At 61.4% G+C, this 21,540-nt stretch carries 14 protein-coding genes and 1 tRNA gene; 2 read left to right on the forward strand and 13 right to left on the reverse strand.

Features of this window, described 5'->3' with window-relative positions; all coding sequences use genetic code 11:
- The first annotated feature begins 49 nt into the window (after positions 1 to 49).
- Positions 50 to 1,246, forward strand: coding sequence for an FAD-dependent monooxygenase (locus V4R08_RS06180; protein ID WP_335578537.1), 1,197 nt, complete (start codon positions 50 to 52; stop codon positions 1,244 to 1,246).
- 151 nt (positions 1,247 to 1,397) lie between these two features.
- On the opposite strand, the gene V4R08_RS06185 is transcribed toward V4R08_RS06180, so the two are convergent.
- The 12 genes from V4R08_RS06185 to V4R08_RS06240 form a co-directional block, all read right to left on the reverse strand.
- Positions 1,398 to 3,410, reverse strand: coding sequence for an ABC transporter ATP-binding protein (locus V4R08_RS06185; RefSeq protein ID WP_335578538.1), 2,013 nt, complete (start codon positions 3,408 to 3,410; stop codon positions 1,398 to 1,400).
- Between the two features lie 135 nt (positions 3,411 to 3,545).
- Positions 3,546 to 5,594 carry an FAD-dependent oxidoreductase gene (locus tag V4R08_RS06190; protein WP_335578539.1) on the reverse strand — a complete coding sequence of 683 codons (2,049 nt, stop codon included), beginning with the start codon at positions 5,592 to 5,594 and terminating at the stop codon, positions 3,546 to 3,548.
- A 391-nt stretch (positions 5,595 to 5,985) separates the two neighbouring features.
- Positions 5,986 to 10,185 (reverse strand): DNA-directed RNA polymerase subunit beta', encoded by a 4,200-nt coding sequence (gene rpoC / locus V4R08_RS06195; RefSeq protein WP_335578540.1) that lies wholly within the window; start codon positions 10,183 to 10,185, stop codon positions 5,986 to 5,988.
- A 132-nt stretch (positions 10,186 to 10,317) separates the two neighbouring features.
- Entirely contained in the window at positions 10,318 to 14,460 is a 4,143-nt protein-coding gene (rpoB, locus tag V4R08_RS06200) for a DNA-directed RNA polymerase subunit beta (protein ID WP_335578541.1), read from the reverse strand.
- A gap of 556 nt (positions 14,461 to 15,016) precedes the next feature.
- On the reverse strand, positions 15,017 to 15,391 hold the full coding sequence (rplL, locus tag V4R08_RS06205; RefSeq protein ID WP_335578542.1) for a 50S ribosomal protein L7/L12: 375 nt from the start codon (positions 15,389 to 15,391) through the stop codon (positions 15,017 to 15,019).
- 54 nt (positions 15,392 to 15,445) lie between these two features.
- Entirely contained in the window at positions 15,446 to 15,964 is a 519-nt protein-coding gene (rplJ, locus tag V4R08_RS06210; protein WP_335578543.1) for a 50S ribosomal protein L10, read from the reverse strand.
- A 738-nt stretch (positions 15,965 to 16,702) separates the two neighbouring features.
- Complete coding sequence (gene rplA, locus V4R08_RS06215; protein ID WP_335578544.1) at positions 16,703 to 17,395, reverse strand: 50S ribosomal protein L1; 693 nt, start codon at positions 17,393 to 17,395, stop codon at positions 16,703 to 16,705.
- Between the two features lie 6 nt (positions 17,396 to 17,401).
- The gene (rplK, locus tag V4R08_RS06220; RefSeq protein WP_335578545.1) at positions 17,402 to 17,830 is read right to left on the reverse strand and encodes a 50S ribosomal protein L11; all 429 of its coding nucleotides are present in this window, start codon (positions 17,828 to 17,830) and stop codon (positions 17,402 to 17,404) included.
- 227 nt (positions 17,831 to 18,057) lie between these two features.
- On the reverse strand, positions 18,058 to 18,588 hold the full coding sequence (nusG, locus tag V4R08_RS06225) for a transcription termination/antitermination protein NusG (RefSeq protein ID WP_011510037.1): 531 nt from the start codon (positions 18,586 to 18,588) through the stop codon (positions 18,058 to 18,060).
- Between the two features lie 32 nt (positions 18,589 to 18,620).
- Positions 18,621 to 18,812, reverse strand: a complete 192-nt coding sequence (gene secE, locus V4R08_RS06230) for a preprotein translocase subunit SecE (protein ID WP_335578546.1) — start codon at positions 18,810 to 18,812, stop codon at positions 18,621 to 18,623.
- Between the two features lie 261 nt (positions 18,813 to 19,073).
- Positions 19,074 to 19,149: transfer RNA gene (locus V4R08_RS06235), tRNA-Trp, on the reverse strand.
- Between the two features lie 591 nt (positions 19,150 to 19,740).
- Positions 19,741 to 20,193 carry a hypothetical protein gene (locus V4R08_RS06240; RefSeq protein ID WP_335578547.1) on the reverse strand — a complete coding sequence of 151 codons (453 nt, stop codon included), beginning with the start codon at positions 20,191 to 20,193 and terminating at the stop codon, positions 19,741 to 19,743.
- 596 nt (positions 20,194 to 20,789) lie between these two features.
- Here V4R08_RS06240 and V4R08_RS06245 point away from each other — a divergent pair.
- Positions 20,790 to 21,029: a PilZ domain-containing protein gene (locus V4R08_RS06245; RefSeq protein WP_011510034.1), complete on the forward strand. Its 240-nt coding sequence runs from the start codon at positions 20,790 to 20,792 to the stop codon at positions 21,027 to 21,029.
- A gap of 67 nt (positions 21,030 to 21,096) precedes the next feature.
- Here the strand turns inward: V4R08_RS06245 and V4R08_RS06250 are convergent, their stop codons facing one another.
- The gene (locus V4R08_RS06250; protein WP_335578548.1) at positions 21,097 to 21,384 is read right to left on the reverse strand and encodes a hypothetical protein; all 288 of its coding nucleotides are present in this window, start codon (positions 21,382 to 21,384) and stop codon (positions 21,097 to 21,099) included.
- Between the last annotated feature and the right edge of the window lie 156 nt (positions 21,385 to 21,540).

The raw sequence follows: 21,540 nt of genomic DNA on the forward strand, positions 1-21,540 counted from the left end.
ATTTGCTTTTTGCGGGGCAATGATAGCCCTGCGGAACAAGGGCCGATCCATGCGCTATACCGACATTGCGATCGTTGGCGGCGGGCTGGCCGGCTCGACCACAGCCGCGATGCTGGGCCGCGCGGGTATTGCTGCGATCATGATCGATCCGCACACGGCGTATCCTCCAGACCTGCGCTGCGAAAAGCTCGGCGGCACTCAAACTCCGAGATTGCGCAAGACAGGGCTCGACGAAGAGATACTGCGCGCGACGACCGTGGACGGCGAAGTCTGGGAAGCACGGTTTGGTTTCGTGGTGGCCAAAAAACCCAGCGACCAGCACGGCGTGATGTACGACACCCTCGTCAACACCATGCGCGCGCAAATCCCGTCCAGTGTGGAGACCCTTTACACCAAGGTCGTCGAGGTCGCCACGAGCGGTGAACGCCAGCGCGTGGTGCTGGCGGGTGGCGATACGATTTCCGCGCGCCTGATCGTGCTCGCGAACGGTCTCAGCATCAGCCTGCGTCACCTGCTCGGCCTCAGGCGGCGCATCATCAGCGAATGTCATTCGGTGACGCTCGGTTTCGATGTCGCGCCGGTCGATCGACCGGAATTCCCCTTCCCGGCCCTGACCTATTGGCCGAAACGCTCCGACGCGCGCATGGCCTATCTCTCGATGTTTCCGATCGGCAATGCCATGCGGGCCAACATGATGGTCTATCGGTCGATGGACGACATCTGGTTTCGCGAATTTCGTGAAAACCCCGAAGCGACGATGCGCGCGATAATGCCGGGCCTTGACCGCATGACCGGCGGTTTCAAGGTGAGCGGGCCGATCAAGATCCGGCCGGCGGATCTGTACGTCACGGACAATCATCGACAAGCCGGAGTCGTTCTCGTCGGCGACGCTTTCGCGACCTCGTGCCCGGCCGCGGGCACCGGCACCGACAAGGTGTTCACCGACGTCGAGCGACTTTGCAACGTCCACATCCCGAACTGGCTTGCGACCGAAGGCATGGACCGCACCAAGATCGACATGTTCTACGACGATCCGGTCAAGACAGCATGTGATGCATGGTCGACCGCGAAAGCCTGGCATCTTCGCTCGCTTTCGATCGACGACGGCCTGACGTGGCGCGCACGCCGGTGGGCACGCTTCATCGGACGGCTGGCACAGGGCCTGACACGACCGACGAATGGATCGGGCATCCGGCCATCCGCATCGCCGCCGCGCTCGGAATCCCACGAAGGCAGGCTTGCTTAGCGCGTATTCCAGGTGGATGCCGGTTTTGCGATCGGAACACGCGCAAGTTGTTGATAGCGTTTTCGAGCGAAGCATGTCCTCTGGCTTGACCCGAGGACGGGCACCGGTTTGCGTGAAGAAAACGCTATCGCCGCGCGCAGATGTGGCAGCGCTACTCGTCATCACCATCGCTGCTATCGTGCCCGTGTCTCTGGTCGTCCCACAGCTTGCGGTAGAGGCCATTGGCCTTCATCAGTTCTGCATGGGAACCCCGTTCGATCGCCCGACCGCTGTTGATGACGATGATCTCGTCCATATCGACTACCGAGGTCAGGCGGTGAGTTGAAGAGATCATGGTTCGACCCCTGGCTACCTTCAGCAGCGTACGATTGATAGCAGCTTCTGTGGTCTGGTCGAGCGCAGACGTCGCCTCGTCGAGCAGCAGAATCGACGGGTCGCGTACGATCGCGCGCGCAATCGCCACCCGCTGGCGCTGGCCACCCGACAGCGTATCGCCGCGCTCGCCGACGACGGTGTCGTAGCGTCGGGGCAGGCTCATGATGAAGCGATGGATCTCGGCCTTTTTCGCCGCGGCCTCGACCTCCTCGTCGCTGGCGTCTTCCTTGCCGAGACGGATGTTTTCCCGGATCGACAGGTTGAAAAGCATGTTCTCCTGGAACACCACCGCCATGCCGGATCGAAGCGACTCGCGCGTCACCTTACGGGTATCGACGCCGTCGATAGTGACGCGCCCATGGTTCGGAACATAGAGGCGCAGGATCAGATTGAGCAGCGTGCTCTTGCCGGAGCCGCTCGGTCCGACAATCGCGATGCGCTTTCCCGCATCGAGCTTCAGACTGAGATTGTTGAGAACTGGTGTCTCGTCGCCATCATATCGAAACGTCACGCGATCAAAGGTGATGTCGTGGCTGATGCGCGGCAGGTCCGGCGCACCGGGGCGGTCGGCGCCACGCGTCGGCTCGTCAAGCAGTTCCTCCATGTGGCGCACGGCGGCTGCGGCCTGAATCGAGACCGGCACGTAGGACATCAGATGCGCGATATTGTATGAGACTTCCCAGAACGCACTTTCAAACGTCACGAACGTTCCGATCGTGATCTGCCCGCTGGTCGCGAGATAGGCGCCGATGCCGAGAACGACAAGGTGCAACAGCAGCACGGCGACGGTGACCGACCGCTCGACCATGCTCGACAGGAAGGTGGAGGATGCGATCTTCCTTCTGGTCTCCTCGTTGCTGACGGTGAACCAGGCGCGGGCGCGACGCTGGAGGCTGAAAGCCTTGACCAGGGCTTGCGCCGCAATGTTTTCCTGAACCACGCCGAGGATCGCGGACTCATTGACCTTCTGCTCGTAGTTTGCCTGCACCGCTTTCGGAGTCAGGATACGCGGCCCGATCAACGTGATCGGAAAGATCAGCAACGCGACCACCGCCAACGGCCAACTCAAAAACAGCATCAGAACAATACCTGCGACCAGTTCCATCGCCGGAAGCAGCGCCGTACTGACGAGCGCTTTCGTCGCACCTTCGAATGCCGAGAGATCGACGGAGAAGCGCGACAGGATTTCTCCCCGTCTGGTGCGTGCAAAAAATGCCGATGGCAGATCCTGCACGTGATTGAACAACCGCTGCCGCACCTCCGAGACGATCGACGACGACAGCCAGGCGTCCCAGCGTTCGTACCAGATCGAGATCAGCGAGGTGACGATGCCGGCGACCGCGAGCACCGACAGGATTCGAACCAGAACGCCGAAATCCTCCTCGCCGAGCGCATCGTCGATCAGGAACTTGAGACTGAGCGGCATGATGACGTTGAACACCGTCTCGACCAGCAGGCCGAAACCGACGAAGGTTAATGCCTTGCGGTAATTCCGAAGCAAAGGCCGGATGAACGCATAGATCGTCGCGGCCGCACCGGCGGCCTCGCGCGCCGTATAGACGACGAGTTCCTCGTCATCATCGTCGAGGACGGGTTCGCCTTCCTCGCCATCGTCCCCATCGTCGGCTTCTTTATCCTCGACACGCTCATGCGGTCGGGACTCGAGAAGAGGTTTGCGCGGCGCTGGCGGCGCGGACGCCGGCCCGGTCTCGGCAGGCGGGCTCTCTGGCGGAGCCGTTACTGCGTCATCGGGAACGAGTGAATGGTCGAGCGGCGGCACCTTGAGCACGACTGGGTTTTACCGTTGCGAAACGGCCGGACCGGCCGCCGGGTGAAATACGGAAGTCTTCCATGGCAAGCCGGATCGACCGGAGGCACCCGCGGATCAAGGCAGATGCATGTTCCGGTTTCGCCTGACGACGACTCAGGCACTGTCCTCGACCTTGTCGAACAGCGAGTAACGCAGGCTTTCGGAATCCGCGTACCACCGATCCGGTCCCTTGTTGGCTGCGATGGCCGCCGCCCACAATTCGTCGGTGCGATCGTTGCGGTTCATGGCGAGGTCGAAACCGTTATTGAAAAAGATTTCAGACCACTCCCACCAGGTACCGAGCTTCTTCACGCCGCACAGCAAGTCGTATCGGTCGATCAACGCCGGCTTCATGTCGCTGGTGACGGAGCCGAAGATCAGCCCGGTCTTGACGACGCGGTTCAACTCGCGAACCGCCCGCTGCGTCTGGGATTCCGGGACATGGCAGAGGCTCGTTTCATAGATGAAATCGAACTGCCCGTCCTCGAACGGCATGTCGACGATCGAGCCGAACCGGTTAAACGTTTGCAGTGCCGCCGGAGTCATCGCATGAATCGCGCGGTTGTTCTCGATGCCCCAGGCATCGATGCCGCGGGCGCGCAACGCGCCAACCAGTTCGCCGCTCGCGGATCCCGCCACCAGCAGCTTGCAGTTCGTCGTCCCGTTCCAGGCGATCCGGATCAGATTCATCAGAAAGTCCGGATCGCTGAACTGCTGCCAGACCTCGCGATAAAGCCCGAGGCCGCGATAGTTCTCGAAGTAATTGCGATCGATCCGGTTGAAGGCGGTTGCGCGACTCCCGCCGCGCGCACGGCGCAGCTTCATCATCTCGGTGACGACGATGTCGGTCGCCGCGTCCGACGAATCCAGAAGGCCGTTGAGAGTCGAATCGAACAGATAGTCGCCGACAACAACCAGGCCCGGATGCGCCTTCGGCTCGGGCCGATGGTTGGTCATGACGTCGCGCGCCGGAAGGCCGCCGGGAATCGCGTTGACCGACGACATCCAGCGATGGATCTTGCCTTCGAGGAAATGCTCGCGCGCATTGCCGAGCGACGCCGGCAGCGACTTCAGCGCCGCATCGATCAACTCCATGTCGCTGAGGTTTGCGAACGCCAGCGCGTCGGAGCCGGCGATCAACCAGTTCAGCACGCCGTGACGGCCGACGTCGTGCCGCGCGCCCTCGTTGTAGACGCAACAGCCGCCGAAGGCTTCGGACATAAACCATGCGCCCGAAATCTTTTCGCCCCAGAACGGCTCGTCGAACAGGACCGAAACGCGAAGGTAATGCGCCGGCCGGTCGAAGTAAGCGACATGCTTGACCATCGACTTGCGCAACTGCTCGCCATCCCATCCCACGGTCGCGAGCCAGCTATGGGGCAGGCACATGATGACGAGATCGAAGTCGCGGGTCTCCGGTCCCTTGCCGTTCATCATGTTGAGTTGATACCGGCCGGCCGGTGTCTTGCCGACCTTGAGGACGCGGTGATTGAGCTGGATGTCGGCATCGACCTCAGCCCTCAGGCAGTCGATCAACTGCTCGTTGCCGTTCTGGATCGAATACAGACCGATGTAACCGTCCACATCCATCACGAAGTTCTTGAGCGCGTTCAGCCCGTTGGTGTTGTGGCTCTCGGTGGCGATATCGGAGCGCGCCATCACCTTGAAGAAGCGCCTGGCGACCGGGTCCGCGACCTCCTTGTCGAGCAACTCCTCCGCCGTCATGAACGCCCAAGGGTGCTCGTTGTCGCGCGCGCCTTCGTAATACTCGATCGGCGACATCATCTCGGCGCAGCGCTTGCGGAAGGCGACGATCGCATCGGCAGTCACCGCGCCGTATTTGCGGCGCATGCCAGGAATGTCGTCTAGCAGTTCGCCGTCGAGCTGCACCTGCCCGGCGTCTATCGGAATCGTCTGCAATCCGAAATGCTGGATCAGTTCGCGTAGCGGATCCGGCCCTGTCGCCGAGTAGTCGTAGATCTCCGCAACGCCCGCCTCGTACATCGCCGGCGCGGTCTCGAACTTGTGGGTCAGCAGCTTGCCGCCGAGGCGGCCGGAAGCTTCAAAGATGGTAACGCGGCACAGTTCTCCGAGTTTTTTCCTGAGGTGCCATGCGCTCATCAGCCCGCCGGGGCCACCGCCAACAATTGCTAGATCAAGCATATCTTTCTTTCGACATCCGCCCCTGGCGCTTTCGCGGCCCAGATCCGGCCTTTCCCTAAATCTGCCCAGCGAAGTTCGGTCCATCGAGGGAGCATCAGCTTGCTCGATGGTTTAATTTTTTGGTCTGTCGCCGCGTGCTGTTTTCGAGTGCAGCCCCTAGAGCATTTCCCGGCGAAGTGGAAACCGGTTCACCGTAAGGAAATGCGCCCCCTCCATAGTTTAGAGCGCCCGTTCTGATTCCATCAGAACGGTAAGCGCTCTAGGGAAAGCGCTTTCCACATGAAGGGAAGATGAACAAACCGGGCCTCGCCGAAAAAAGCCCCGCCGGGCGCCACGCAACGCAAAAAGGGCCGGTTTGCACCGGCCCTTTTTGCGTAAAATCAGGCTATTCCTACTCCACCGGCGGAAGCGCCAGCGGTTCGGCTTCCGGAGCGGACGGCACGATCGCCACCTGCTTCTCGCGCTCGTCGAGAATCAGCTTGTCGCGCTTGACCGCGACTTCGCGGATCTTGGCCATCGACGCGCCGGTACCTGCCGGGATCAGCCGGCCAACGATGACATTTTCCTTGAGTCCCTCGAGCGGGTCCACCTTGCCGTTGACCGCAGCTTCGGTGAGCACGCGCGTGGTCTCCTGGAACGAGGCCGCCGAGAAGAACGAACGGGTCTGCAAGCTCGCCTTGGTGATCCCGAGCAGGACCGGCGTTCCCGTCGCGATCTTCTTGCCCTCCTCCTTGGCCTTGACGTTGAGCCGGTCGAACTCGATCTTGTCGATCTGCTCGCCCGAGATCATGTCCGTCTCGCCCTGATCGGTAACCTCGACCTTCTGAAGCATCTGACGGACAATCACCTCGATGTGCTTGTCGTTGATGAGCACGCCCTGCAACCGGTAGACTTCCTGGATTTCGTTGACCAGATAGGCAGCGAGTTCCTCGATGCCTTTGATTGCCAGAATGTCGTGCGGCGCCGGATTGCCCTCGACGATGAAGTCACCCTTCTCGACGATGTCGCCATCCTGCAGATGGATGTGCTTGCCCTTCGGAATGAGGTACTCGCGGGCCTCCTCATCCTTGTCGACCGGCTCGATCGAGATACGACGCTTGTTCTTGTAGTCGCGGCCGAACCGGATGGTGCCGGCGATTTCCGCGATGATGGCCGCGTCCTTCGGCCTGCGGGCCTCGAACAGTTCGGCCACCCGCGGCAGACCGCCGGTGATGTCGCGGGTCTTGGCGCTCTCGGTCGAGATACGCGCCAGGATGTCGCCGGGCGTCACCTTGGCGCCGACGTCGACCGACAGAATGGCGTCGACCGACAACATGTAGCGGGCGTCGCCGCCACGAGCGAGCTTCAGCACCTTGCCGTCCTTGCCCTTGATCACGATGGCCGGGCGCAGATCGGCCCCGCCGCGCGTGCTGCGCCAGTCGATGACGATGCGCTTGGCGATACCGGTGGATTCATCGAGCGTTTCGGAGATCGACTGACCTTCGACCAGGTCTTCGAATCCGATGGTGCCCTCGACCTCGGTCAGAATCGGCCGGGTGTACGGATCCCACTCGGCGATGCGCTGGCCACGCTTGACCAAATCGCCTTCGTCGACGTGCATGCGCGCACCGTACTGGATGCGGTGCGTCGCACGCTCGGTGCCATCCGCGTCGGTAACCGCGACCACCATGTTGCGCACCATCGCAACCAGATGCCCTTCGCCGTTTCTCGCGATCGCCTTGTTCCTGATCGTGATCTTGCCGTCGAAGTTCGACTCGATCACCGACTGCTCGTTGAGCTGCGCCGCGCCGCCGATGTGGAACGTACGCATGGTGAGCTGCGTGCCGGGCTCGCCGATCGACTGTGCCGCAATGACGCCGACCGCCTCACCGTGATTGACCGGCGTACCGCGGGCCAGATCGCGGCCATAGCACTTGCCGCAGATGCCGTTGACCAGCTCGCAGGTCAGCGCCGAGCGGATCTTGACCTCCTGGATGCCGGCCCGTGAAATCTGATCGACATGACTTTCTTCCATCAAGGTGTTGCGCTTGATCAGCACCTTGTTGGTCGCAGCCTCGCGGATGTCCTCACATGCGGTGCGGCCAAGGATGCGCGAGCCAAGCGACGCAACGACCGTGCCGGAATCAACGATGGCGCGCATCTTGATACCGAGCTTGGTGCCGCAATCGTCCTGCGTGATGATGCAGTCCTGAGCGACATCGACCAGACGGCGGGTCAGGTAGCCCGAGTTTGCGGTCTTCAACGCGGTGTCCGCCAGACCCTTGCGGGCGCCGTGTGTCGAGTTGAAGTATTCGAGAACCGACAGCCCCTCCTTGAAGTTGGAGATGATCGGCGTCTCGATGATTTCACCCGACGGCTTCGCCATCAGGCCGCGCATGCCGGCTAGCTGACGCATCTGCGCCGGCGAACCACGCGCACCGGAGTGGGCCATCATGTAGATCGAGTTGATCTGCGCCTCGCCGCCTTTCGGATTCTTCTTAACGGCGGAGATTTCCTTCATCATCTCCTTGGCGATTTCCTCGGTCGCCTTCGACCAGGCGTCGACGACCTTATTGTACTTCTCGCCGTGAGTGATCAGGCCATCGTTATACTGCTGCTCGAAATCCTTGGCCATCGTGCGCGTGGCATCGACGATCTTCCACTTCGAGTGCGGCACCACCATGTCGTCCTTGCCGAACGAGATGCCCGCCTTGAACGCGTTGTAGAAGCCGAGCGCCATGATCCGGTCGCAGAAGATCACGGTCTCCTTCTGACCGCAGTGGCGATAGACCTGATCGATCACGCCGGAGATTTCGCGCTTGGTCATCAGCTTGTTGATGGTATCAAACGAGATCTTCGGCGACTTCGGAAGCACCTGGCCGAGCATGACGCGGCCGGCGGTGGTTTCGATCAGGCGCTTGACCGCCTTGCCATCCTCGCCGATGTGATCCCAACGATACTTGATCCTGGTATGAAGATGGATGACCTTGGAGTGCAGCGCGTGCTCCAGCTCAGCCATGTCGCCGAATACCTTGCCCTCGCCGGGCAGACCCTCGCGCATGATCGAGAGGTAGTAGAGACCGAGCACGATGTCCTGGCTGGGCACGATGATCGGCTGGCCGTTCGCCGGGTGCAGGATGTTGTTGGTCGACATCATCAGCACGCGCGCTTCGAGCTGCGCCTCGAGCGACAGCGGAACGTGCACGGCCATCTGGTCGCCGTCGAAGTCGGCGTTGAAGGCGGCGCAGACGAGCGGGTGAAGCTGGATCGCCTTACCCTCGATCAGCACCGGCTCGAACGCCTGGATGCCGAGGCGATGCAAGGTCGGCGCGCGGTTCAGCAGCACCGGATGCTCGCGAATGACCTCGTCGAGAATATCCCAGACCTCGGGACGCTCCTTTTCAACGAGCTTCTTCGCCTGCTTCACCGTAGTGGACAGACCCTTGGCATCGAGCCGCGAATAGATGAACGGCTTGAACAGTTCCAGCGCCATCTTCTTCGGCAGGCCGCACTGGTGCAGCTTCAGTTCGGGGCCGACGACGATAACCGAGCGGCCGGAATAGTCGACACGCTTGCCGAGCAGGTTCTGCCGGAAGCGTCCCTGCTTGCCCTTCAGCATGTCGGCGAGCGATTTCAGCGGGCGTTTGTTGGCGCCGGTGATGACGCGGCCGCGGCGGCCGTTGTCGAACAGCGCGTCGACCGCTTCCTGAAGCATACGCTTCTCGTTGCGGATGATGATGTCGGGCGCACGCAACTCCATCAGCCGCTTCAGGCGGTTGTTGCGGTTGATGACGCGGCGATACAGATCGTTGAGATCGGAGGTTGCGAAGCGGCCACCGTCGAGCGGCACCAGCGGACGCAGGTCCGGCGGAATCACCGGCACCACGGTGAGGATCATCCACTCCGGCTTGTTGCCGGAGAAGCGAAAGGCCTCGACGATCTTCAGACGCTTCGCGAGCTTCTTGTGCCGTATATCGGACTCGGTCGCATGCATCTCGGCGCGCAGTTCCGCCTCGAGCCTCTCGAGTTCAAGCCCCTTCAGCAGTTCGCGGATCGCTTCGGCGCCGATCATGGCGGTGAAGCTGTCCTGGCCGTACTCGTCCTGCGCGCGAAGGTATTCCTCTTCCGACAGCAACTGTCGGTCCTTGAGCGCGGTGAGACCCGGCTCGAGAACGACGTAGTATTCGAAATAGAGAATCCGCTCGAGGTCCTTCAGCGTCATGTCGAGCAAAAGGCCGATACGGGACGGCAGCGACTTCAAAAACCAGATATGGGCAACCGGCGCGGCCAGTTCGATATGGCCCATGCGCTCGCGGCGCACGCGCGACAGCGTCACCTCGACCGAGCACTTCTCGCAGATGATGCCCTTGTATTTCATGCGCTTGTACTTGCCGCACAGGCATTCGTAATCCTTGATCGGCCCGAAGATGCGGGCGCAGAACAGGCCGTCGCGCTCCGGCTTGAACGTGCGGTAGTTGATGGTCTCCGGCTTTTTGATCTCGCCGTAGGACCACGACAGAATTTTCTCCGGCGACGCGATCGAAATCCGGATCTGGTCGAAGACCTGGGCCGGGGTCGTCGGATTGAATAAATTCATCACTTCTTGGTTCATGGTCTTCTCCTGGGGAGAAAGCGAATAGCGAATGGCGAGTAGCGAATAGTCCGCTTGACTTGCCGTCCGTCATTATCCGCCTGTTGCTATTCCCTATTCGCTATTCGCCGATGTGCAGCCGGCGGCCGCGCATCATTCGGCCGCCTCGGATGTCGGTGTCGTGTTGCCGATCTTGGAATTGTGCAGATCGACATTCAGGCCCAGCGAACGCATTTCCTTGACCAGCACGTTGAACGATTCCGGAATGCCCGCCTCGAAGGTGTCATCGCCGCGCACGATAGCCTCGTAGACCTTGGTGCGGCCTGCGACGTCGTCCGATTTCACCGTCAGCATTTCCTGAAGCGTGTACGCGGCGCCGTAAGCCTCGAGCGCCCACACCTCCATTTCGCCGAAACGCTGGCCGCCGAACTGCGCCTTGCCGCCCAGCGGCTGCTGGGTGACGAGCGAGTAGGGTCCGATCGAGCGCGCGTGGATCTTGTCGTCCACGAGGTGGTGCAGCTTGAGCATGTAGATATAGCCCACCGTGACCTTGCGATCGAACGTGTCGCCGGTCCGCCCGTCGTAGACGATCGACTGACCCGACTTGTCCATGCCCGCCAGTTCGAGCATCTGCTCGATGTCGGCTTCCTTGGCGCCGTCGAACACAGGCGTCGCAATCGGCACGCCGCGACTGAGATTGCGGCCGAGTTCGACGAGTTCATGATCGTTGAGCGACTTGATGGTCTCGTTGTCGCCGTAGACCTTCTTGAGCGTCTCCTTGAGCGGCTTGGTTTCCTGCTTCGCGCTCGCGAGATAGGCATCGACGGCCTGCCCGATCCGCCTGCCGAGGCCGGCGCAGGCCCAGCCGAGATGCGTTTCGAGAATCTGGCCGACGTTCATGCGCGAGGGAACGCCGAGCGGATTGAGCACGATGTCGGCGTGGGTGCCGTCCTCGAGGAATGGCATGTCCTCGATCGGAACGATCTTCGACACCACGCCCTTGTTGCCGTGACGACCGGCCATCTTGTCGCCTGGCTGAATCTTGCGCTTCACCGCGACGAAGACCTTGACCATCTTCATCACGCCGGGCGGCAATTCATCGCCACGCTGCAGTTTCTCGACCTTGTCGAGGAACCGCTGTTCGAGACCCTTCTTCGACTCGTCGTACTGCTTCCGCATGGCCTCGATCTCGGCCATCAGCTTGTCGTTCGGCGACGCGAACAGCCACCACTGCGACTTCGGATATTCCTCGATCACCGAGCGGGTGATCTTGGTGTCCTTCTTGAAGCCTTTCGGACCGGCAATGCCCTGGCGGTTTTCGAGCAGATCGGCGAGGCGGCCGTAGACGTTGCGGTCCAGAATCGCCTGCTCGTCGTCGCGGTCCTTGGCGAGACGCTCGATTTCTTCCCGCTCGATCGCCAGCGCACGCTCGTCCTTGTCGACGCCGTGACGGTTGAAGACGCGGACCTCGACGATCGTGCCCTGCACGCCCGGAGGTACACGTAGCGAGGTGTCGCGGACGTCGGAGGCCTTCTCGCCGAAGATGGCGCGCAACAGCTTCTCTTCCGGCGTCATCGGGCTTTCGCCCTTCGGCGTGATCTTGCCGACCAGGATGTCGCCCGCGCGGACCTCGGCGCCGATGTAGACGATGCCGGCTTCGTCGAGGTTCTTCAGCGCCTCTTCCGACACGTTTGGAATGTCGCGGGTGATTTCCTCAGGGCCCAGCTTGGTGTCGCGGGCCATCACCTCGAATTCCTCGATATGAATCGAGGTGAAGACGTCTTCCTTGACGATCCGCTCGGAGAGCAGGATCGAATCCTCGAAGTTGTAACCGTTCCACGGCATGAACGCGACCAGCACGTTGCGGCCGAGCGCGAGTTCGCCGAGATCGGTCGACGGACCGTCGGCGATGATGTCGCCCTTCTTGACGACGTCGCCGACCTTCACCAGCGGACGCTGGTTGATGCAGGTCGACTGGTTCGAGCGCTGGTACTTCATGAGACGATAGATATCGACGCCAGACTTGGTCGGGTCGAGATCCTCGGTGGCGCGGATGACGACGCGGGTGGCGTCGATCTGATCGATCACGCCCGAGCGGCGCGCGGCGATAGCGGCGCCCGAGTCGCGGGCGACCACGCCTTCCATGCCGGTGCCGACGAACGGCGCCTCCGCGCGCACCAGCGGCACCGCCTGACGCTGCATGTTCGAGCCCATCAGCGCGCGGTTGGCGTCGTCGTTCTCGAGGAACGGGATCAGCGCCGCGGCGACCGAAACGAGTTGCTTGGGCGACACGTCCATGAAGTCGACCTTGTCCGACGTCACCGGCAGCACTTCGCCGGCGTGACGGCAGACCACGAGGTCTTCGGTGAAACGGCCGCGGTTGTCGAGCGGCAGGTTGGCCTGCGCGACGTGATAGCGGCCCTCCTCCATCGCCGAGAGATAGACCACCTCGTCGGTGACGCGGCCGTCCTTCACCTTGCGATACGGCGTCTCGACGAAGCCGTATTTGTTGACGCGCGCGAACGTCGCGAGCGAGTTGATGAGGCCGATGTTCGGGCCTTCCGGCGTCTCGATCGGGCAGATGCGGCCGTAGTGCGTCGGGTGCACGTCGCGCACCTCGAAGCCGGCGCGTTCGCGGGTCAGACCGCCCGGCCCGAGCGCCGAAAGGCGGCGCTTGTGGGTGATCTCCGAGAGCGGGTTGGTCTGGTCCATGAACTGCGAGAGCTGCGAGGAGCCGAAGAACTCGCGCACCGCGGCGGCCGCTGGCTTCGCGTTGATCAGGTCCTGCGGCATCACGGTGTCGATATCGACCGAGGACATGCGCTCCTTGATGGCGCGCTCCATGCGCAAGAGGCCGACGCGGTACTGATTTTCCATCAGCTCGCCGACCGAGCGCACGCGGCGGTTGCCGAGATGGTCGATATCGTCGATCTCGCCCTTGCCGTCGCGCAGGTCGACCAGCGTCTTGATGACGGCCAGGATGTCTTCCTTGCGCAGCGTGCGGTAGGTATCCGGCGCATCGAGGTCGAGGCGCATGTTCATCTTGACGCGACCGACCGCGGACAGGTCGTAGCGCTCACTGTCGAAGAACAGCGACTGGAACATGTTCTGCGCCGACTCCAACGTCGGCGGCTCGCCCGGGCGCATCACCCGGTAGATGTCGAACAGCGCATCCTCGCGCGTCAGGTTCTTGTCGGCGGAGAGCGTGTTGCGAATGTAGGGACCGACATTGACGTGGTCGATGTCGAGCAGCGGCAGCTCCTTGTAGCCGTGCTCGTTCAGCGCCTTCAGCGACTTCTCGGTGATTTCCTCGCCGGCTTCGGCATAGATTTCGCCGGTCTTCGGATTGACGAGATCCTCGGCGAGATACATGCCGACCAACTCCTCGTCGCTCATGCGCAGCACCTTCAGCCCCTTCTCCTGGAGCTGGCGGGCGGCGCGGACCGTGAGCTTCTTGCCGGCCTCGAGCACGACCTTGCCGGAGTCGGCATCGATCAAATCGTTCAACGTGGAGTAGCCGCGGAAGCGTACCGGATCATAGGGTACGCGCCAGCCGTCCGCGTTGCTTCCGGACTTGGCGCGCTTGTATATGATCTTCTTGTAGAACGTGCTCAGGATCTCCTCGCCGTCGAGGCCGAGGGCGAACATCAGCGACGTCACCGGAATCTTGCGGCGGCGGTCGATGCGCGCGAACACGATATCCTTGGCGTCGAACTCGATGTCGAGCCACGAGCCGCGATAGGGAATCACGCGCGCGGCGAACAGCAGCTTGCCGGACGAATGGGTCTTGCCCTTGTCGTGATCGAAGAACACGCCGGGCGAACGATGCATCTGCGAGACGATGACGCGCTCGGTGCCGTTGACGACGAAGGTGCCATTCATGGTCATGAGCGGAATGTCGCCCATGTAGACGTCCTGCTCCTTGATGTCCTTCACCGACTTCGCGGCGGTTTCCTCGTCGATATCGAACACGATGAGGCGCAGCGTCACCTTCAGCGGGGCGGCATAGGTCATGCCGCGCTGGCGGCACTCGTCAACGTCGTACTTCGGCGCCTCGAACTCGTAGCGCACGAATTCGAGCTGCGAGGTACCCGAGAAATCGTTGATCGGAAACACCGACTTGAAAACCGCCTGCAGCCCCTCGTCGAGCCGGCCGCCCTCCGGTTCGTTGACCATCAGGAACTGGTCGTAGGACGCCTTCTGAACCTCGATCAGGTTCGGCATCTCGGCGACTTCCCGAATATGCCCGAAAAACTTGCGAACCCGCTTGCGACCGGTGAACGTCTGCTGCACCATCGTGGCCTCTCATGTCGTCGCCCGTGAGGGGCGAACCTTCCAAAGCGCGATTGGCATCGCCTCCGGGGTGAATCTCGGAACGCTCAAGAGCGGAACGCAAATGTCAGGATTTCAATCCTGAACTGGAACGCCAGGCTCGCAGAACGCAAAACAACGCGCCGGGTGCATGAATGCACCCTGCTCGTCAAAATCATCTCCAAGCGGACCGAAAAAGCCCGAAATCGCTGCTCTCCCAACAGCTCGTGAGGGAATGCCGCCGTTCCCATCATCCGCTGTGCTTTCGTGCTGCCCTCCCGATATGGGATGGCATCGTGGCGATACGAGGGGCGGTTCCCCTGAATCCCCACACTTTTCTGTGTACAACCGACCGGACCCCAGCCCGGCGATCGTGCCCGGAAAGCGCGTGTCCGATCGCGCCATCCGGGAAATCCAATTCACATCACCGTGTCATGGCCGGACTCCGGCCATGACGTCTTCGATGAAGCTATCCCCGGGCCTCGATTCGCGCTCGTCAAGCCTGACGAGAAAACCCGGATTTCGCTCACGTCACCTGCGGTTACTTCAGCTCAACCTTGGCGCCAGCCTTCTCGAGCTGGGCCTTGAGCTTCTCGGCTTCGTCCTTGGCAACGCCTTCCTTGACAGGCTTGGGAGCGCCCTCGACGAGGTCCTTGGCTTCCTTGAGGCCGAGACCCGTGATCGCACGGACTTCCTTGATGACCTCGATCTTCTTGTCGCCGGCAGCCGCGAGCACGACGGTGAACTCGGTCTGCTCTTCGACCACCGCAGCCGCGCCGCCAGCACCCGGAGCAGCCACGGCAACCGCTGCCGCAGCCGACACGCCCCACTTTTCTTCGAGAAGCTTCGCGAGTTCCGCGGCCTCGAGCACCGTGAGGCTCGAAAGGTCATCTACGATTTTCTGCAAGTCAGCCATTGATCTGTTTCCTTAAACGCTTTGGTTCGAACCAGGTTTGATGTGCGAAGGGCCTCACGCCGCCTCGCTCTTTGAGGCATAGGCCTGAACGACGCGTGCGAGCTTGGCCGCAGGCGCAGTCGAGAGCTGAGCGATCTTGGTCGCCGGCGCCACAATGAGGCCGATGAGCTTGCCGCGCAGTTCATCGAGCGACGGCAGCGAGGCGAGAGCCTTGACGCTGTCGACGTTCAGGACGGTTTTACCCATCGAGCCGCCGAGAATGACGAAGTTTTCGTTCGTCTTGGCGAATTCGACGGCAACCTTCGGCGCCGCCACCGGATCGCTGGAAGTCGCGATCACGGTCGGCCCCTTCAGCAGGGAGCCGATGGCAACGACGTCTGTGCCTTCAAGAGCAATTTTGGCGAGACGGTTCTTCGAGACCTTCACCGACGCACCCGCCTGCTTCATCTGCATGCGCAGCTTCTGCATCTGGGCCACGGTGAGGCCGGAATAATGAGCAACGACCGCAACGCCCGTGGTCTTGAAGACCTCGTTCAGCGCCTCGACCGCCTCTTTTTTTGCCGCTCGTTCCACAGCAAGCTCTCTCCGGTTGGCGGTCTGTGCGCGAGGCAAGGACCGCCGGGTTACACCCATCGTCCCGCCCAAAACCTGATCCCAAGACATCTGCCTCAAGACACGTCGGGCGCGACGACAATTCAGTAGCCTGCCCTCCCGAGCCTGACGGCCTGGCGGCCGGATAGCACGGGGTGTCGAGGTTCGAACCCAATTCGCACCACCGCTCGCGGCGGTGATAAAGCAAAATCCGGTCTTCACCCGTCTATGCAGGCCACGCGATTAAGCCGTTGGACAAACTTGCGTTCGCCGCGGGCGCCTGCAGTCTCGGACAGGATCGAAATCGCCGGCAAACCTTCAATGGTCCGTCGGGATTCCTGTCCGCACCCACCCAGCAAACATCAGTGACCTCCCTTTCGAGCAATCCATGCGGATGACAGGAAAGGAATGGTCTCCTAGCAAAGCGGGGTTTAGGAATGCGAACACAGACGTGCCAGCAACCGCCAGCACATCTGGAGCCCGTTGTTTAGCGAGTCTTTGGCAGGTTGCCAAGACCTAAATTATGCAAATTTCCGGCCAGTTGCACATCTGATTCGATACAGGAGTCTGATCGATACCGGAGAGCGAGAAGCACGCGTCGGAAACTCCCGAAACGCGAAATGCGCGTCTCGCGAGCCTCGCCTTCAGACAACTTCCGAAAAAAAACGGAATCGGACATCCCGATCCCGCCATCTTCGTTTGTCGCAGCGATTTCCGGCCTCAGCCGAGCACGGTTCCCGGCTCGACCTTGACGCCCGGTCCCATGCTCGAGGACACCGCAATGCGCTGGATGTAGGTGCCCTTGGCGCCGGCGGGCTTCGCCTTCGCCACCGCGTCCGCCAATGCCTTGACGTTCTCGACGAGTTTCTCTTCCGAAAACGAGGCCTTGCCGATACCGGCCTGCACGATGCCGGCCTTCTCGACGCGGAATTCGACCGACCCGCCCTTGGCACCCTTTACGGCGCCGGCGACATCCATGGTCACCGTGCCGATTTTCGGGTTTGGCATCATGCCGCGCGGACCGAGCACCTTACCCAAACGGCCGACCAGCGGCATCATGTCCGGCGTGGCGATACAGCGATCGAAAGCGATCGTGCCGCCCTGCACCGTCTCGACCAGATCTTCCGCGCCGACGACGTCGGCGCCCGCAGCCTTGGCTTCCTCGGCCTTGGCGCCGCGCGCGAACACGCCGACGCGCAGCGTGCGGCCGGTGCCGTTCGGCAGACTGACAACGCCGCGCACCATCTGGTCGGCGTGACGCGGATCGACGCCGAGATTCATCGCGATCTCGATGGTCTCGTCGAATTTCGATTTGGCGCGTTCCTTGATCAACTTGATCGCTTCGGCGATAGGATAAAGCTTTTCCCGATCAATGCCTTCGCGGGCTTTCTTCAAACGTTTTCCGGTTGCCATGGTTCGTTACTCCGCCACCTGAAGGCCCATTGAGCGGGCGGACCCCTCGACCATGCTCATGGCCGCGTCGACGGTGTCGCAATTGAGGTCCTTCATCTTCTTCTCGGCGATCTCGCGCACCTGCGCCTTGGTCACCTGGCCGGCGGAATCACGGCCCGGCGCCTTTGATCCGGACTGGATCTTCGCTGCCTGCTTGAGGAAGTAGGCCATCGGCGGGGTCTTCATCTCGAAGGTGAAGGATCGATCGGCATAGATCGTAATCACCACCGGGATCGGCGTGTTCTTTTCTTCCTTCTGCGTCTGGGCGTTGAATGCCTTGCAGAATTCCATGATGTTGAGACCGCGCTGACCGAGCGCGGGACCGATCGGTGGCGACGGGTTCGCCGCACCGGCCGGCACCTGCAATTTCAGGTATCCGGTCACTTTCTTTGCCATGCGTCACTCCTTCAATGGCCCGGACCATCCGGACCTTCAGGGACCGTGGTGCGGTTCGACAGGCCGGCTGGCGACCGGCTGTCTCCTCCCACGGGTCTTCGGAGATTTCTCTCCACACGTCATGCCCCGACTTGATCCGGGCATCCATCAAATTTCACAAGGATCTTGCGAAGATGATGGAGATGATGGATCACCGGGTCGAGCCCGGTGATGACGGCAATTCCAGCCTAAACCTTCTCGACCTGACCGAACTCCAGTTCGACCGGCGTTGCACGGCCGAAGATCGACACCGCGACCTTCACGCGCGAGCGCGCCTCGTCGATTTCTTCCACCACGCCGGAGAACGACGCGAACGGGCCATCGGCCACGCGGACGTTCTCACCGATCTCGAACGACACCGACGCCTTCGGCCGCTCCACGCCTTCCTGCACCTGATGCAGGATGCGCATAGCCTCGGCTTCCGAAATCGGCATCGGCTTGTTCTCGGCGCCGAGGAAGCCCGTGACTTTCGGGGTGTTCTTGATGAGATGGAACGCCTCGTCGGTGAGGTTCATCTTCACCAGCACGTAACCCGGGAAAAACTTGCGCTCGGCATCGACCTTGCGGCCGCGCCTGATTTCAGTGACCTTCTCGGTCGGCACCAGCACCTGCTCGAAGAGATCCTCGAGCCCCCGCTGCTTGGCCTGCTCGCGGATCGATTCCAGGACCTTCTTTTCGAAGTTTGAATAGGCGTGGACGATGTACCAGCGCATGCTCATTGTTCAGTTCCGTGCGCGTGTCATTCGTGTCGTTAATGAAGGCCGAGCACGAACGTGATGAAAATGCGGATAATCTGATCCGAGAAGAAGAAGAAGAGCGACGCCAGCGCCACCATCACGAACACCATGATCGTCGTGACCGTGGTCTCGCGACGGGACGGCCAGGTGACCTTCGCGGTCTCCGTGCGCACTTCCTGCAGGAATTTGAACGGGCTGAAAGCCATCGTTGATAATCCGCTTTCGTCTTATGCCGGTCTGATTTCGGATATCCGGACAGCCCTCTCGGGCGCCCAACCCTCTCTTCGAGGGCAGAGCCGCCAAGCGGGCTCGACTGTCCGGGGAATTCAGGGCCGCGTCGGATATCCGTCAAAGCGGGCCGACAGCAGGTGCGGTTATCTACTGCCGGCAGATCGAAAGGTCAAGGGTATGGCCTGCGGCCCGCTTGGGATAACGGTCGCAAAGCACGGGCATTTCAACGAATTAACTGGCAGGAGTGGCAGGGCTCGAACCTGCGACCCCCGGTTTTGGAGACCGGTGCTCTACCAATTGAGCTACACTCCTAGCGGGAGCCTCTATAGCGAACGCAAAGCGCCACGTCAGCCCTAAAAAGCGAATAACGAATAGCAAGTAGTGAAGGAGCCGCGAGTAGACTATTCGCTGATCGTGCTGCGGGGGAAATCAGACGCCATCCCCCGTGTCTAGAGCCTTTTCGCTTCTGATGGAATCAGAAGCGAGGCTCTATGATTTTGATTTGACGCGTTTTCTTCATGCGAACAGGTACCCGCTTCGCTCGAAAACGCTATAGCGCCGCTTTCGGCGGATCGACCGGAGGCCGCCTCGATGCGCGGCCTCGGCACTATCCGAAGACCACACCTGCCTTCGGACAGACGAGGTCAGCCAACCGCGGTGTTGCCAGAAATCATCAGCGCAGAGCGGAGTCGGACGCGCGGCCAGAATCCTTTTGACTGTGCAAGGCGATTTGCCTTTGCTGGCAGGCGCTGGGTAGTAGGATGAGTACGATGTTGGAAACGATCACCGCCGTCTTTGGAATTATGAGCGTCGGCATTTTCCTGGCCCACGCGATTGACGGTTATTGGTCGCGGCCTTAACCGGACGACGACGCCGTTCGTGCCGCCCTGCTCCATTCGGCGGTCACGTCTCCACCAGGTCGAAATCCTGACGTAACCGCGCCGCCATGTCCCGGACGCGCGAGCGCCACAAGTCCGGATCGGCGATCGGCCCGGCCTCCGGCTTGATCGTCAGCATCGCGTTCCATGGGTTTCCGCCGTAGACGGTCACCACGAATCCACGGGCCGGCGCGCCGTCGAGCGTTTGCAGCGCCTTCAGGATGATGCCCGCCAGTTCGTCTGCGGTTTTGCGGCGGTCATAGCTCTCCGCCGGTTGATCCGGCAGTGTCGCGGCGATGGCTTCCACAGCCGGGCCGTCGGCCTCCTCTCGCCGGGTTTCGGTCCGGAGCGATTCCGGTGGAGCGGGCGAATCGCCTTCCGGCAGTTCTGGCTGAGGCGGCGGCGCGTTATGGCGCGGCCCCAAAACGTTCTGGATCAGGGCCAGCAATCCCTTGTCCATGCCGCTGCTGTTACTCACGTCGGTCGCTCCAGTCGATTGAGCTGCAGCGTCCCGGACAAATGTCTGCTGCCCCTTGGCTGGCCGTGAGTATCTTGCAGGTGTTTCAGGCCAGCGCCACCCCAATCAGCACAGCGACGAGCACGCCAAAGCCGGCGAACGCAATATTGAGGAAACTCCGGGCTAAACCAGGTTCGGTGGTCAGCATGACATTTCTCCCGATACGCAAAACAACTTTGCGGAGAATGAGCGCTGAATCTTAATCAAAACTTTCGGACAGGCTTTCCCGGATTGGCTATCGGACCAGCCGGGCGGCGGCAGACGACATTGCGCCATGATCCTGGGCCCCGCGATCCCTCCGGGGCGGCGGACCAGCCGGGCAATCCCCTACACGATCTGGACCGGCAGTAGCTTTCACCCGTACTCCAGCCAAAATGCAGAAGGTTTCACCTGTTTCTGTTTACAATGCAGCTTGAACCTTTCGCGCGGTGCGGCGACAGAGAATATGCTGGGGGATTGCATTGCCCAGTCTAGGCACAGCGTCACCGGGCGATCATATTCCGCTCCGGTGACGTTGTTGTTTCGAGGGTCGTCACTGTCGAACGCGGCAGACTCGGATGACTGAAAAACGGATGACGGCGCGGAGCCGTGTTCTGAAGGCCGGAACCATCGAGGTCCACGGCGGCGCGATCGACTGTACCGTCCGTAACCTGTCGCAGGACGGCGCGGCGCTGGACGTTGCCAGTCCGGTCGGCATCCCGGATGAGTTCACGCTTCTCATGCCGGCCGACCATAAACGACACCAATGTCGCGTGATCTGGCGCAAGGAAAAGCGGATCGGCGTCAGGTTTCGCTAAGCCCGTACATCGGCAACCAGCCGCGTCCGTTACGAAAAGACCGCACCGTCAAAACCCGGAAAACCATCTAATTTGCCGTGCCGCCTGCGGCCCCTATCCTGGACTTTGGCTTGTTTTTGGTGCTGGCCTTGGGCTGGTGCTCGTTTCGCACGCCACCCCACGGATCGTTGGCTACCGCAGCGTCGGGGATCGTTCGCAGCGTATCCTTGTAGGCTTTTTCGATCGCCTTCTGTTTCTCGATCTCTTCCTGCGTCTTGCCGGGTCCGTCGGTAAGCAGGTTGAGATGCGGCGCCTGGGCAAAGGCCGGCCCCGACAACAGGACCGCCATCAGCATGGATGCGCGTAGAACCTTCATCAAAACTCCTCCCTGCCGGCACCGGGGCCGCTCGATTGTTGAAGGTCGGAACGCGAGCGACAATACCGGGGATGGCGGATAAACGCCGCGCCATGGCCCCGGCCTCACCGAACTCACGCCCATACCATAGACGCCCGATCCTTTCGGTTTCAAGCG

It is taken from the genome of Nitrobacter sp. NHB1 (assembly GCF_036964665.1).
GTDB lineage: Bacteria > Pseudomonadota > Alphaproteobacteria > Rhizobiales > Xanthobacteraceae > Nitrobacter.

What these genes read in the sequence shown, in the direction of transcription:
- nusG (WP_011510037.1), bottom strand. Translation starts at nt 18,588, where the DNA reads ATGAGCATGCGCTGGTACATCGTCCACGCCTATTCAAACTTCGAAAAG.
- V4R08_RS06245 (WP_011510034.1), top strand. Translation starts at nt 20,790, where the DNA reads ATGACTGAAAAACGGATGACGGCGCGGAGCCGTGTTCTGAAGGCCGGA.
- rpoC (WP_335578540.1), bottom strand. Translation starts at nt 10,185, where the DNA reads ATGAACCAAGAAGTGATGAATTTATTCAATCCGACGACCCCGGCCCAG.
- secE (WP_335578546.1), bottom strand. Translation starts at nt 18,812, where the DNA reads ATGGCTTTCAGCCCGTTCAAATTCCTGCAGGAAGTGCGCACGGAGACC.
- rplL (WP_335578542.1), bottom strand. Translation starts at nt 15,391, where the DNA reads ATGGCTGACTTGCAGAAAATCGTAGATGACCTTTCGAGCCTCACGGTG.
- V4R08_RS06180 (WP_335578537.1), top strand. Translation starts at nt 50, where the DNA reads ATGCGCTATACCGACATTGCGATCGTTGGCGGCGGGCTGGCCGGCTCG.
- V4R08_RS06250 (WP_335578548.1), bottom strand. Translation starts at nt 21,384, where the DNA reads ATGAAGGTTCTACGCGCATCCATGCTGATGGCGGTCCTGTTGTCGGGG.
- V4R08_RS06190 (WP_335578539.1), bottom strand. Translation starts at nt 5,594, where the DNA reads ATGCTTGATCTAGCAATTGTTGGCGGTGGCCCCGGCGGGCTGATGAGC.
- rplA (WP_335578544.1), bottom strand. Translation starts at nt 17,395, where the DNA reads ATGGCAACCGGAAAACGTTTGAAGAAAGCCCGCGAAGGCATTGATCGG.
- rplK (WP_335578545.1), bottom strand. Translation starts at nt 17,830, where the DNA reads ATGGCAAAGAAAGTGACCGGATACCTGAAATTGCAGGTGCCGGCCGGT.
- rpoB (WP_335578541.1), bottom strand. Translation starts at nt 14,460, where the DNA reads ATGGTGCAGCAGACGTTCACCGGTCGCAAGCGGGTTCGCAAGTTTTTC.